12 protein-coding genes and 1 rRNA gene are annotated in these 12840 nt (G+C 60.2%); 4 read left to right on the top strand and 9 right to left on the bottom strand.

Translation table 11 applies throughout. The features are described from left to right. Positions 1-42: 42 nt before the first annotated feature. The 7 genes from FH061_RS28105 to FH061_RS28075 all read right to left on the bottom strand — a co-directional run bounded on the left by FH061_RS28105 (position 43) and on the right by FH061_RS28075 (position 7279). A complete protein-coding gene (locus FH061_RS28105) occupies positions 43-1284 on the bottom strand; it encodes an ABC transporter substrate-binding protein (protein WP_225984941.1) in 1242 nt (413 codons plus the stop codon). A 33-nt stretch (positions 1285-1317) separates the two neighbouring features. Next, positions 1318-2448 (bottom strand): branched-chain amino acid ABC transporter permease, encoded by a 1131-nt coding sequence (locus tag FH061_RS28100; protein ID WP_225984940.1) that lies wholly within the window; start codon positions 2446-2448, stop codon positions 1318-1320. Further along, positions 2445-3410, bottom strand: coding sequence for a branched-chain amino acid ABC transporter permease (locus tag FH061_RS28095; protein WP_225984939.1), 966 nt, complete (start codon positions 3408-3410; stop codon positions 2445-2447). Before FH061_RS28095 ends, FH061_RS28100 begins: the two co-directional genes overlap by 4 nt. Next, complete coding sequence (locus tag FH061_RS28090) at positions 3407-4702, bottom strand: metal-dependent hydrolase family protein (RefSeq protein ID WP_151639143.1); 1296 nt, start codon at positions 4700-4702, stop codon at positions 3407-3409. The genes FH061_RS28095 and FH061_RS28090 overlap by 4 nt, the downstream gene beginning before the upstream one ends. Before the next feature lie 65 nt (positions 4703-4767). Continuing rightward, positions 4768-5553 (bottom strand): alpha/beta fold hydrolase, encoded by a 786-nt coding sequence (locus FH061_RS28085; protein WP_151639142.1) that lies wholly within the window; start codon positions 5551-5553, stop codon positions 4768-4770. 42 nt (positions 5554-5595) lie between these two features. After that, positions 5596-6381 (bottom strand): alpha/beta fold hydrolase, encoded by a 786-nt coding sequence (locus FH061_RS28080; protein WP_151639141.1) that lies wholly within the window; start codon positions 6379-6381, stop codon positions 5596-5598. 25 nt (positions 6382-6406) lie between these two features. Continuing rightward, positions 6407-7279 carry a fumarylacetoacetate hydrolase family protein gene (locus FH061_RS28075; RefSeq protein WP_151639140.1) on the bottom strand — a complete coding sequence of 291 codons (873 nt, stop codon included), beginning with the start codon at positions 7277-7279 and terminating at the stop codon, positions 6407-6409. A gap of 236 nt (positions 7280-7515) precedes the next feature. Here FH061_RS28075 and FH061_RS28070 point away from each other — a divergent pair, with 236 nt between their 5' ends. From FH061_RS28070 to FH061_RS28060, 3 genes are all read left to right on the top strand, one after another. Beyond that, positions 7516-8364: a helix-turn-helix domain-containing protein gene (locus FH061_RS28070; RefSeq protein ID WP_151639139.1), complete on the top strand. Its 849-nt coding sequence runs from the start codon at positions 7516-7518 to the stop codon at positions 8362-8364. Between the two features lie 420 nt (positions 8365-8784). After that, on the top strand, positions 8785-9828 hold the full coding sequence (gene pstS / locus FH061_RS28065; RefSeq protein ID WP_151639138.1) for a phosphate ABC transporter substrate-binding protein PstS: 1044 nt from the start codon (positions 8785-8787) through the stop codon (positions 9826-9828). Positions 9829-10034: 206 nt separating this feature from the next. After that, on the top strand, positions 10035-10508 hold the full coding sequence (locus FH061_RS28060; RefSeq protein WP_151639137.1) for a hypothetical protein: 474 nt from the start codon (positions 10035-10037) through the stop codon (positions 10506-10508). Positions 10509-11196: 688 nt separating this feature from the next. Here the strand turns inward: FH061_RS28060 and FH061_RS31945 are convergent. Continuing rightward, positions 11197-11586: a PilZ domain-containing protein gene (locus FH061_RS31945; RefSeq protein WP_404822522.1), complete on the bottom strand. Its 390-nt coding sequence runs from the start codon at positions 11584-11586 to the stop codon at positions 11197-11199. A gap of 316 nt (positions 11587-11902) precedes the next feature. Between FH061_RS31945 and infA the strand changes: the two genes are divergently transcribed. Beyond that, positions 11903-12121, top strand: coding sequence for a translation initiation factor IF-1 (gene infA, locus FH061_RS28055; protein WP_151639136.1), 219 nt, complete (start codon positions 11903-11905; stop codon positions 12119-12121). A 622-nt stretch (positions 12122-12743) separates the two neighbouring features. Here infA and rrf read toward each other — a convergent pair. Continuing rightward, positions 12744-12840, bottom strand: a 5S ribosomal RNA gene (gene rrf, locus FH061_RS32010); the annotation flags it as partial.

The raw sequence follows: 12840 nt of genomic DNA, 5'->3' as shown, positions 1-12840 counted from the left end.
GGCGGGCGGCGGACGGCGCCGATGGTCCTGGTGCCTCGATGCTTACTTGCAGTCGGGGTTGGTGCGGGAGCCGATGCCCATCTTCTGGAATTCGTCGCGGCTCAGGCCCAGCGTCTGGGCTACATTGGGCGATACCTTGACCACCTTGTTGTACAGGTTGCCGTCCGGCCCCTTGGCGACTTCGGTGAGGAAGATGCTGGCCACGCCGTTGCGGTTTTCATCCAGCTTGACATCGCCGGTGGGCGTCTTCAGGGTCATGGAGGAAAGCTGCTTGCCGAGTTGCGAGACGTTGCCTTTGGTGGCGTCCAGGCCGGTCAGCACCGCCTTGGTGTTGACATAGTAGGCATGGGCGAACAGGCCGGGAGTTGGATACGCATCCTTGAAACCGGCCTGCTGATAGGAGGTCACGAATTTCTTCCAGTCGGCATTGTCCCAGTTGTCGGCGATCGGGCCGGCGGCCGGCGTGCCAACCAGTCCATCCCGGCGCTTGCCCTTGTAGCCAAGCACGGTCTGGTCGACGGTGATGGAGCCGGCAATGAATGGCTTGCTGCCGCCAGCCTGCTCGTACTGGGAAAAGAAGTTGACCGCATCGGAGCCGCCCAGCACGACGTAGATGGCGTCGATGTCGTTCGGCAGCTTGGCAATCACCGAGGAGTAGTCCTTGGTGCCGAGCGGCACCCACTGCTTGTCCACCACTTTTCCGCCGACCTTGCAAAACTCGGTCATGAAGCCCTGCACCTGGGAATACGGAAAGGCATAGTCCTCGGCCACGACCGCCACCTTCTTGTACCCCTTCTGGTAGGAATAGGAGCCGAGGCCGTAGGACCACTGAGCGCCGTCGGTAGTGAAGCGGAAGAAGTTGGGTGACGGATCGGCCAGCGTTGTCTGCTGGGCCGCCGAGGAGCCGTTGACGAAGATGACGTTGGGCTGGGTCTTGGCGTAATCCTTGATGGCGATGCCTTCCGAGCCGGACAGCGGCCCGATCAGCACCTGCACCTTGTCCTGCTCGACCAGTTTGCGGGCGGCGTTGACCGCGACGTCGGGCTTGCCGTTGGAGGAAGCGCGGATGACCTCGATCTTCTTGCCGCCGGCGCTGAAGTTGTGTTCCTTCATCGCCAGTTCCATGCCGCGCATGCCGTCCTGGCCCGATACGGCGAGCGCGCCTTCGAGGGTGGCGAGTACGCCGACCTTGATCACCTCCTGGGCATTGGCGGACATGCCGATGGCGGCCAGCGAGAGGGCAAGGACCGTGGCGCGCAGTTCTCTGGTGTGCAGTTTCATCATTCGTCTCCTAGTTTTGATTATGGAAAACTCACCCTATCGCTTGGTGGCCGGGTGAAGGTAGCCACGCGCCCGATGCCACAATCCAAGCAGGCCATCAGGGGAAAACAGCACGATCAGCAGGAAGGCGCCGCCGATCACGAGGTTGAAGCGCTCGCGGTCGATCAGGTCGATCGCGAAATTCTGAAGCAGCACGAACACCAGGGCGCCGATGAAAGGTCCGATCGGATGGCGCATGCCTCCCAGCACGGCCACGACCAGGATGTTGATCAGGGCGTCGGCACCGATCGTGCCCGGTGAAATGCCGGCGTTGTACCAGACCAGCAGCACGCCGCCAATGCCTGCAATCAAGCCGGCGAAGGCATGCGCCGCCACGCGGTGCGCCGTCACGTCGAAGCCGAGTGCCCGCATCCGCCTGGCGTTGTCGCGCACGCCTTGCAATGCCATGCCGAACGGCGCCCGCACGAGGTACTTGACCGCCGCATAGGCGCTTAGTCCGAGCGTAAGCGCAACATAAAAGAACGGAATCGGGTCACGCAGGCTGATGCCGCCGATCACCGGCGCCGTCACGCGCGAAAAACCCTGGAAGCCGTTGAACACGGTATGGTTCTGCTGGGCCAGATAGAACATGGCGACACCGATGGCCAGGGTGATCATGATGGTGTAGATACCGTCGGTGCGCACCGAGATCAGGCCGATCAGGGTGGCGACGATGACCGCCAGCACCACGCCCGTCAGCGCGGCCAGCCACCACGGCCATCCCAGGCTGATATTGCCTACCGCCGACTGCCCGAAGATCGCCACCGCATAGCCGGCGATTCCGGCCACGGTCATCTGCGACAGGCTGACCATGCCGCCGTAGCCCGCCAGGAAAGCAAGCGACAGGCCGATGATTCCCAGCACCAGGGCCTGCCCGGCGACCTGGAAGGTGAAGAAGGAGGAAGCCACCCAGGGATAGACCGCGAGCGCAACCAGCACCACGGCATAACGCAACACCTGCATTCCCCGCCGCGGGCTTGCCGGGGAAGTGTCAACGGCCGGCGGCGTCGCGGCGGCAAGCTTCAGGCGCGGCCGGGCTTCGGCCTTTGATGCCGAGGATACGGCGGCCCGGTCATGCCGCGGCATCGGCACAGTGCTGGTGGCATGCCGCCACTTGTTCGCGCTCATGCTTTTTTCCCCATCAGGCCTTGCGGACGGAAGGCCAGCACCGCCACCATGATGACGAAGGTAAACACGACGCCGTAGGTGGGAGCGTAGGCCATGCCCATGGTTTCGGCGATGCCGATCAATAACGCGCCGACCGCCGCGCCGCTGATGCTGCCCATGCCGCCGACGATGACCACGATCAGCGAAGCCAGCAGATAGCGGGTGTCTTCACCGGGAGCGATCGACAGCGCGGTGCCCCCGATGACGCCGGCCGCGCCCGCCAGGCCGGCGCCGATGGCAAACGTCAGTGCGAAGATGCGCTGCACGTTGACGCCGCTGGCCGACAGCATCCGCTTGTCGTCGACCCCGGCGCGAATCATCATGCCGATGTGGGTGCGGTTGAGAAACAGCCATAGGACCAGCCCCACCGCGACCGCCGCCAGCAGCACCAGCAGGCGGTAGCCGGGATAGGCATTGATGATCGGCATCGGCACCGGGAATTGGGTCCACTGCGGCGGGTCGAACTGGTAGGTGTCGCCGCCCCAGATCCACAGGAAGATGTCGGCCAGCACGATCGAGATGCCGATGGTGACCATGGTCTGGCGCAGGTCTTGTCCATCCATGTGGCGCAGCACGAAGACCTGCAGGAGCAGGCCGGCCAATGCGGCAAACAGGAAACCGGCCGCCACCGCCAGCAGCCAGGATCCGGTGGCCTCCCCCACGCTGTAGCCGACATAGGCTCCCATCAGGTAGAGCGAGCCGTGCGCGAGATTGACGTTGCGCATCAGCCCGAACACCAACGTAAAGCCGCTCGCCACCAGGAAATACAGCGCGGCCAGCGTCAGGCCGTTGAGCAGCGAGAGGATGAACAGCTTGGGCTGCGTCGACAGCGCCAGGATGGACAGCGCCAGCAGCGGGATGCCGATCAGCGCGGTTGCCGCCAGCGTCGACGCGCGCGGCATGGAAGCATGGGCGAGCATCATGCGTAGGCCGCCCAGCGCGAGGGGGAAGCGGTGCGCGTGTTGCGGATTGCCGGCGCCTTGTGGAACTCGCCGTCCTTCATCACCGCCAGGATGCGCTCCGGATCCTGCAGGATGCGGATATCCGCGAGGGGATCACCGTCGATCAGGAGCATGTCGGCCAGGTAGCCCTCCTTCACCTGTCCGAGCTCGTTCGGCCGCATCATCATTTCGCCGCCGTACTTGGTTGCCGAGATCAGCGCTTCCATGGTGGAGAAGCCGAGGTATTTGACGAAGTACTCCAGGTCGCGCGCATTGGTGCCATGCTTGATCCAGGCGAAGCCATAGTCGCCGCCCGGCAGGATGCGCACGCCGCGCTTGTGGATCTTCTTCATCGACTCGATCGCGTGTTCGAGTTCGCGGTGGTAACCCATCGCCTTGGCGGCTTCCGGCGTGATGCCGTACTCGCTGGCGTTGTAGCTGGTGTTGATCAGCCAGGCCAGGCCGGGCGCCACGAACACGCGGTGCTTGTTGGCTTCCAGCAGGTCCAGCGCTTCATCGTCTGTAAAGCTGGCGTGGTAGATCACTTCGATGCCATGACGGATGCACTGCTTGATCGATTCGCAGGAACGGGCATGGGCCGCTACGCGCTTGCCATGGCGCCGCGCCTCTTCGACCAGCGCCGCGATCTCGGGATCGGTGAACGGGCTGGACTCGGCCGAACTGCCGGCGATGTACTCGCCGGACAGATTGATCTTGAGCGAATCGACGCCGTACTTGATGAAGGTGCGCGCCACCTTGCGCATTTCATCGGCGCCGGTCGCCACGCAACCGAAACTCAGCTCCGGATACGGCAGATGCGGACGGGTTTCGTCGCCGAGGCCACCGATGGTGGTGATCTCCTGGCTCGCGGCCAGGTAGCGGGGTCCGGGAAATTCACCGGCGTCGATGGTGTTGCGCAGGACCACGTCCAGCCGCGCCTTGGCGGTGGCTGCCCCGACGCAGGAAGTCCAGCCCATGTCCAGGTAGCGCTTGGCCACCCGCACGCACCACAGAATGTGCTCTTCCGGCGGCATCATCTGGATCGCCGACAGCGAAGGCTGGTCGTTCCACGCAAAATGCGTATGGGCCTCGGTCATGCCCGGCATCAGAAAGGCGCCGGAGCCATCGATCACGGTGACGTCGCCTGGATGAAAGCTGCGGGCGCTGCGGGCAATGCGGGTGATGCGATTGCCTTCGACCAGCACTTCGCCGCTGTAAGGCTGGGTGCCGCTACCGTCGAAGATGCGTACATTCGTGAACAGTACGTTGGCCATGTTTGTCTCCTTGTCGGTGTTCTTTTCTATCTGCGGCTGCTGCTCGGAAGTTGCTCGGAAGTTGATCAGAAGCGGCCGGCGTGGAATTCCCGGAGGTCGCGCAGGCACTCCTCCGGCCGTTCGAAGGTGGTCCAGTGCCCGCATTGCGGATAGACGACGGTGCGGCTGCCGGCAATGCGTTCGCCGATGGCGCGCACCGACTGCGGCGGCGCGACCACGTCTTCGTCACCGGTGACCAGCAGGGTCGGACACGCGATCCGCTCCACCGGCGGCGCGACTGCCTCGGCCAGCGCTTCGCAGCTTCGCGCATAGCCCTCGGGATCCTGGCGCATCACGCTTTCGCGCACCATGGCCACCGTGACCGGCTGCTCGCGCCGGGTGCGGGCCGATAGGGCCGCGCCAACGATGGCATCCGCGATCTCCTGCATCGCCGCGACTCCGCCCTCGCGCGCCTTGGCTGCGCGGGCACGGATATTCGGGCGCGCGGCGTCCGGCGGGCATAGCAGCGGACCGAACAGCGCCATGCTGCGCACCAGGCGCGGCTCCATTACGGCCACCTGGAAGCAGACGATGCTGCCGAGCGAATGGCCGAGGAAACGGGCGCCGGTGATGTCGAGACGCCGGCAGACGCCGATCACGCTTTCGGCCAGCCGTTCTATCGACAGCGGACCTTCCACCAGGGCGGAGCGCGCGCTGCCCGGCATGTCGATGCGCACCTGGCGCATTCCCGACAGTGCCTGCCCGACAGGCGTCCAATTGTTGGAAGAGCCGCCGAGGCCGTGGATGCACACCACCGGTTCGCCTTCGTCGTCGACTTCTACCGCAATACGTTCAAAGAATTTTGTCGTCATCGGGTCGCTATTTCATCTTGAGTGTTGTTCGGCGCAAGGTAGTCATGCTGCCTTGCGCAGGAAGCTGTTGAGTTCGGCTCCGCAATGGGCGGGCTTTTCGATCGTCGGCCAGTGACCGCATCCGGCCAGCACCACCACCCGACTGGATGGAATGCGCGCCGCCATTTCCCGGACCGCCGTCACAGGAGCCACACCGTCCTGGTCGCCGGTAATCAGCAAGGTCGGCACCTCGATGCGCTCGATGGCGGCCGCTTGGGCGCTTGCCAGCGCCAGGCAGCTTTGCGCATAGCCCTGCGGCGACTGGCGCATGACGCTTTCCCTTACCAGCGCCACGGCGGCTGGCTGCTCGGCCCGCGTTTCATGGCTGGTGGCGGCCGCCACAATGGCATCGGCTATTTCCTGCATGGCGGGCAGTCCGCCGCTGCCGGCCTTGGCGGCGCGGGCAATGATGTTGGGTCTTGCCGCATCCGGCGGACAGGTCAAGGGGCCGAACAGCGCCAGGCTCAGCACCAGCTGCGGATGCAGGATGGCAATGTGCTGACAGACGATCGTGCCCATCGAATGGCCGATGAAGTGAGCGTTCGCAATACCGAGGTGACGGCAGACTCCCACTACTGCGTCCACCATTTGCGCAATGCTCAGGGCACTGTCGGTGGTGGCGGAACGGCCGCTTCCCGGAAGGTCGATACGCACCACGCGGTAGCCCTGCATCACCGGCAGCAACGGCGTCCAGGTATTGCTGCTGCCGCCCAGGCCGTGCACGCAGACGATCGCCTTCCCTTCTCCTTCTACCTCGACTGCCAGGTTGGTGATGATTTGCGTCGCCATGGTTTTCCTCTGCTAAATGGCAGGATCAGACAAAACGGTTTTCGATCGCGCCGAGGCCGTCGATCTCGATGCGCACCACATCGCCAGACTTGAGAAAACGGGGTGGCTGCAGACCCATGCCGACGCCGGCCGGCGTGCCGGTAGCGATGACGTCGCCGGGGTACAGAGTGATGCCGCGCGAGACCGTCTCGATCAGCGTCGGGATGTCGAAGATGAGGTTCTCGGTGGGGCCGTCCTGGCGCAGTTCACCATTGACCCAGCAGCGCACCCGGGTTCGGGTGCCATCGAGTTCGTCGGCAGTCACCAGCCAGGGACCCATCGGACAGAAATTGTCGAAGGACTTGCCCATGTCCCATTGCTGGTGGCGCATCTGCACGTCGCGCGCGGTCACGTCGTTGACTGCGGTATAGCCGAACACATGCTGCATGGCGTCGGCGCGCTGGATGTTCTTGCCACCGCGGCCGATCACCACCGCCAGTTCCGCTTCATAATCAATCTGCTCGGAGACCGCAGCGCCCGGCAGGCGGACGTCGTCGTAAGGGCCGACCACGCATTCCGGCACCTTGGTAAACACAATCGGCCAGGATTCCGGATTGGCATCGTTGCCCTTGAATACCGAGGCCTGCAATTCCTTGGCATGCGCATGATAATTGCGCCCCACGCACCAGATGTTGCGGCGCGGCACCGGAATGGGCGCCTCTAGCCTGACTGCCGATATTTCCAGCGTCGGCCCCTCTGTCGCAGGCAGAATTTTCCCGGCTGCCAGTAATTCGACGATCGCCATTGCGCCGCGCTCGGCTTGTTCCTGTGACAAGGCCAGTGGTGTCACCTTGCTCTGATCCGACGAAACTATTCCGACGAAACGCCTGCCGCCGACTCGATAACTTGCAATTCGCATCTGTTCATCCTTCCAAGATGATGTTGCCGCCAAGGCAGGTTGCCAAGGCGCTGTTCAGGTGGATTGGAGTGTAGGAAGGGATCGCAAAATACGCTTATCGGCCGGTCGCCCGGCTTATCCGATGATCTTCAGGCTTATCGCTAAGTCTGATATCTTTTGCGTGAATAGCTGATATCACCAAAAAAGTATGGTTACAATCGGCCAACACGCTGGATAACCGGCGGGAGGAGACAAGCATGTCAGAGGCATACGCTTTTCATGAAGGCCCCTTCGGTCAGGCCATCGTGCTGGAATCTCGTACCAGTCTCGTGGCGCACTCGCACACCGAGTCGCAGGTAGCGTTCTGGCTTGGCGGCGCTCGCGCCAAGGCCCAGGTCGGCAAGACGGTGGTGCATTACGCCGAGGATGTGGGCGTTGCGACCAATGCCTACCAACTGCACGACATGGAACTGCTGGAGCAGAACGGCACTGCCGTGTTCCTGCTGCTGATGATTTCCCGCGACTGGCTCAACGAGCGGCGCAAGGCGACCGGCCGGCCCTTTCTATTTCCCTGTCCTCGCATTCCGATCGACGACAACTTGCGCAAGGCCTGCTGGCGGCTGCTGAACATTCTCATGACGAACAGCGGCAACCGCGCGCTGATCGATGCCGAAGCCGAAAGCCTGATCGATGCCTCGGTTGCCGCGGCGACCGGCTCCAAGGAGGCAGCCGGCGTACGCATGCTGCCGCCACTGCTTGATCATCGTCTGCGCGCTGCCATTTCATTGATGCGGGACCATGTCGGCGGCGGCATCGGCGTCGAGGAAATTGCGGAGAGAGTGGGCATGTCGCGCGCCCATTTCTTCATGCTCTTCAAGGAGCAGCTCAATACCACGCCCCAGGTATTCTGGAGTGCCCTGCGCGTGGAAGAAGCAATGCGGCGGCTGATCGCGCCCAAGGCGACACTGACTGACGTCGCCTTCGATCTCGGTTTTTCCGCGCCCAGCAATTTCTCCCGCTTCTTCAAGGAACATATCGGCGTCTCCCCTTCCACTTTCAGGCGGGCGGCCATCGGGCAGTGCACGCAGACGCAAGCAACAGCCTAGAACGGATTGCAGGCATTGGTTCGGCGCGACTCTACAGCGTCCATTGCTTGCGGGAGGCTCTGCCACCAGGACCAGCGCCCAAGGCTTGAACGTCAGCGCGCTTGTGGTCGATGTCGGCTGGAAAGATGGACATTCCGCCCTGCGCCATGTCGACAGTACCATCCCGTTTGCTCTACACCGTAGGAGTGAAATGCCGGCCGCCTGCACCCCGCCGACTGAACGCGGCTCTCAAGTCGTTCCATCGCATCCCATTGCTTCTTTTCCGCTTGGCCGCATTGCACTCGTCACCTCTTATCCTTCGATAGCTTCATCATCCGCTGAATACGCACTGCCAGCCATGGCGGCCTGGCAATCCTATCGGCATGAAACGACTTGCGATTGATAAGGATAAAATTGCGTCTCCCTTTTACAGGACTAGAAATGCAGTTGAACAGACTTCTCAAAGCCATTCCCGTATCGGTTGCCATTGCGCTTGCATGTTCCTGCGCATCAGCAGCTGAAATCACGGGAGCGGGCGCTACGTTTCCCTATCCGATTTATGCGCGATGGGCCCAAGACTACAAAGCCGCCACCGGCACCAGCCTAAACTACCAGTCAGTCGGCTCCGGCGCCGGAGTCAAGCAAATCAAGTCGAAAACGGTCGACTTCGGCGCATCCGACAGACCGTTGAAGGCAGCAGATCTGGAGAAGGAAGGATTGATACAGTTTCCTGCCATTATGGGAGCCGTAGCCCCGGTGGTTAACCTGAAAGGAATCGGACCTGGCCAGATCAGGCTGACGGGAGAAGTGCTTGCACAGATCTTTCTTGGCAGGATCACCAAGTGGAATGCGACAGAAATTGCCGCACTCAATCCCGGGCTGAGCCTGCCGGCGGAAGACATTGTTGTCATTCGACGTTCGGATGGATCGGGAACGACCTTCCTGTTCACCGATTATTTGTCCAAGGTCAGCCCTGAGTTCAAGTCCAAAGTCGGCGCCAGTACGGCCGTCAAGTGGCCGGTCGGTATAGGGGGAAAAGGTAATGAAGGTGTCTCCGCGTATGTGCAGCGAATACGGAATTCCATCGGTTACCTCGAATACAACTATATCAAGCACCTCAAGATGAGCCATGTCCAGCTGCAGAATCGCGAAGGGCTATTCGTGCAGCCGGTCGACGAATCCGTAAAGGCTGCTGCGGCCAGCGCCAACTGGAGCCAGACTCCGGGATTCGGCGTGGTACTGACCAATCAGCCGGGTAAGGACAGCTGGCCGATTACCGGTGCATCCTTCATCCTGATGCACAAGGTACAGGCAAATTCGGATAGAGGCAGGGAGGTGCTGAAGTTTTTCGACTGGGCCTACAAGAACGGCGGTACTACTGCCGCGAAGCTGAACTATGTTGCCATACCGACGCCGCTGGTGAATCAAGTGCAGGAAGCGTGGAAGTCGCAAATAAAAGATGCTGCTGGTAAGGCGATCTGGTAGTTGCGTATCTGGTGTGGCATGACAAAGGCAACATAACCCGTGTGCCGCGGGCATTGGCTCGCGCGAACCACTGTCGCTGCGTTTCATGATTAGGAATGCAGTTTTCTAATTATCACGAAATATTTCTTACATTTTTATAACACTGAGCCAAGGCCTGCTTGCCTATATTAAGCGCACGACAATAAGTCGGGCATCCAAGGATTGATATGACCAGGATCACTTCATTCGTCTTATCTGCTTCTTTGCTCGCCGGAGCAAGCTTGTCGGCACAAGCCGGGTCAATCGGCATTGGATCGGGTACCGGTATTGGGGCAGGTGCGGGTGTCGGCGTTACGGCTCTGGGCGTGCAAGCTAACACAGGGGTCCATCTGGACGCCACCGCAAAAACGAACGCGAACGGCAATGATGCGCTCGGTTCGGGTAGGGACGCGGCGCGCGCCGCCGTCCAGTCTCGTGAGCAAGGCTCTGTCCATACTGGAACCGATGCGGCTGCAAAGACCCAAGCGAAAGCACGTGCAGACGCCAGACTGGCTACCGAGGAAGCAACGCAGACGAAGAACGCTGTGGCCGCGGAAACAAGCAAGCAGACTAGCTCCATGCAGAATCACATCCAAAGAGCCGCGTCGAACGTTAATGTGGGTGGCAACGCTTCAGGTTCATTGAAGGCTGCTGCGCAATAATCGCGAAGCGAGCGAATGATTCACTGACAAGAATAAGGACTGCGCAGGCGAGTCGATGCAGTCCTTTTTTCGCCGCATGCCATGCTCAAGATAGACCAAAGTGAAGACGGACCGAACTGGCCGGAGGCCCGCACCGCCGAAGCAATCGGCATCACGACCCGCAGCCTGGAGAACCGGTCCCACCGGTTGGCATCGCTATACGATGCATTTGCACCCGAAGAGGCACTGCGACTGGCGCGCAAACTGGAATTGGCGCATACGCCCAAGCATGGCAGCTGGTTAATATGGCCGAGCCGGGGGGTGGGTGTACTGACACGGCAATGCCTCGACCAGCGTATTGGTGTACAGGATCGGGTGAACGAGCTTGCCAGGAACTGCTCCAGACGCGCAATTGCCGGCAATTCCGTACTGCTAAAGCGCGCATCAAGATCAAGCTGCAGTACCTTTATCTAAAAATCCAAGAGTGCGCCACTACCAGATCCAATCGCACAGCACCGTATTGGCACGATGCTGACGCTTAAGAATGCCTAACGAGCGCAACGCAAGAGCCTGACTGTCGTAGATGACCGGGATCTTCGGGGCGTTCGATATCTGCGTCGAAGACCCATTCAACACTTCTCGCTTCGTGTGCAGATGATTGAATGAATATTGCAGTTTGAACGTGGCAGGACCGCCTGATGCTCTCGTCTCAGGATGCATGCTGAGCCAGCTTCGATGATTCACCTTCCGCCCTGGATATCACGTCCGCAATGCTTTCTTCGAGAAGTACGCGACTATCCGGGTCCATCTCACCCAGCCGAATTCCGATGTGAAAGCGCTGGTCGCCATGGCGAACGCAATGTATCGCTGTAGCCCAGGCATTGATACGCCGTCTCCCATGCCGGGTTGTCACTTCAAAGGCAACCGCACATCGGACTCCGACAGGTACCGCGCTGCCTGTTATCAGCCCCATCCCCTGTGTCGACAGATCAATGGCGGTGGCCTTGCATGGTCCGGCCGACGAAAGCAGCAACCGCGTCGCGATAGATACTGTGGCCCTGGTTGAGTGCCGCTTCTCGCATGCTGCCTTGCTGTGCATACGCTTCCTTACAAGCTTGAATGCGCAGGCGATAGGACTCTGCCTGCATGAGTATGTTTGTAAAGAAATTATTACACGAATCGACCGTTTCTCCAATGCATCAACTGCCATAGTATGCATGCTATGAAGCAGTCGTACCTGTCGCTATTTGGTAGCAGCTATGCCACAACACTGCCGTGTGAATGATTGATCAATTAGTCTGGGCTAATTCACCGGAAGAACCAGTAAAATTGCACATTGAGAGCTGCTTAAGTCGCCTCAATTCGACAAGTGGATGTGCAGCAAGCATGTTTGCAACATTCTTTTAGGAAAAACAATGGCTAAAGACGATGTCATACAAATGGAAGGGAGGGTCCTCGAGAACCTTCCCAACGCAACCTTTACGGTTGAACTTGAAAATGGGCACAAGGTACTGGGACATATTTCCGGGAAGATGCGCAAGAACTACATCAAGATCCTACCTGGGGATAAGGTCACTGTAGAGTTGACGCCCTATGATCTTTCAAAGGCCCGGATCGTATTTCGGACCAAATAATCACAGAGTAAGGAGTGGTGCTGGTTAACAACTTGTTAGTCAAAGGACAAAGAGGAATTACGACAATACAGTAGCAAGAGTGGCGCAAGGCCTCGGCCTTGCATACTTATCATTGTAGCGGCATGCTTGCGCCACATGACTATCATCAAATTTCTAAAGCGCACCACCAGCAATATTTGATAGTGGGATAGTAGTAATGTATTTCTAAGCCAAACTGCGTGGATGTCTTGAGATGTTGGTTCCCCGATCTGTTGGTTAGAACGTTTCGCCTTGATTTGACTCGACAAGGCCTAGAAGATTTGCCTGCGGGGCGCAGGTTTGGTTTGTCCCCTCGGCTTGCGCTGCCATAGCCGGAGGGGTATCAATTCGGCCCGTGGCCGAAGGCGTTGCGACACGACATGGCAGTCAAGCCGAAAACGCTCTAGGCTATTTTTGATAAGCCGCTGCGCGCTCCGGATTGGCGCCTGCGTACTCGGCTTACCCTGCCGACGCGTGCGCTCCTCGGCGCTAATCTGAACTGCTCGCAACGCTTATCAAACACCCCCAAGGCGGCATGCATTGCGCACGCGCAAAGCAAACAGCCCTGCGTCCGTAAGGAGGCAGGGCTGATGCGGTAGAACTAGCCTGACGATGACCTACTTTCACACTGGTTGCAGCACTATCATCGGCGCAAAGTCGTTTCACGGTCCTGTTCGGGATGGGAAGGGGTGGGACCAACT

The organism is Noviherbaspirillum aerium (assembly GCF_008929045.1).
Taxonomy (GTDB): Bacteria; Pseudomonadota; Gammaproteobacteria; order Burkholderiales; family Burkholderiaceae_D; genus Noviherbaspirillum; species Noviherbaspirillum aerium.
This window is presented reverse-complemented; position numbering and strand designations above follow the sequence as displayed.

What these genes read in the sequence shown, in the direction of transcription:
- FH061_RS28105 (WP_225984941.1), bottom strand. Translation starts at nt 1,284, where the DNA reads ATGATGAAACTGCACACCAGAGAACTGCGCGCCACGGTCCTTGCCCTC.
- FH061_RS28100 (WP_225984940.1), bottom strand. Translation starts at nt 2,448, where the DNA reads ATGAGCGCGAACAAGTGGCGGCATGCCACCAGCACTGTGCCGATGCCG.
- FH061_RS28085 (WP_151639142.1), bottom strand. Translation starts at nt 5,553, where the DNA reads ATGACGACAAAATTCTTTGAACGTATTGCGGTAGAAGTCGACGACGAA.
- pstS (WP_151639138.1), top strand. Translation starts at nt 8,785, where the DNA reads ATGCAGTTGAACAGACTTCTCAAAGCCATTCCCGTATCGGTTGCCATT.
- FH061_RS28060 (WP_151639137.1), top strand. Translation starts at nt 10,035, where the DNA reads ATGACCAGGATCACTTCATTCGTCTTATCTGCTTCTTTGCTCGCCGGA.
- FH061_RS28075 (WP_151639140.1), bottom strand. Translation starts at nt 7,279, where the DNA reads ATGCGAATTGCAAGTTATCGAGTCGGCGGCAGGCGTTTCGTCGGAATA.
- FH061_RS28070 (WP_151639139.1), top strand. Translation starts at nt 7,516, where the DNA reads ATGTCAGAGGCATACGCTTTTCATGAAGGCCCCTTCGGTCAGGCCATC.
- FH061_RS28090 (WP_151639143.1), bottom strand. Translation starts at nt 4,702, where the DNA reads ATGGCCAACGTACTGTTCACGAATGTACGCATCTTCGACGGTAGCGGC.
- infA (WP_151639136.1), top strand. Translation starts at nt 11,903, where the DNA reads ATGGCTAAAGACGATGTCATACAAATGGAAGGGAGGGTCCTCGAGAAC.
- FH061_RS31945 (WP_404822522.1), bottom strand. Translation starts at nt 11,586, where the DNA reads ATGCACAGCAAGGCAGCATGCGAGAAGCGGCACTCAACCAGGGCCACA.
- FH061_RS28080 (WP_151639141.1), bottom strand. Translation starts at nt 6,381, where the DNA reads ATGGCGACGCAAATCATCACCAACCTGGCAGTCGAGGTAGAAGGAGAA.
- FH061_RS28095 (WP_225984939.1), bottom strand. Translation starts at nt 3,410, where the DNA reads ATGATGCTCGCCCATGCTTCCATGCCGCGCGCGTCGACGCTGGCGGCA.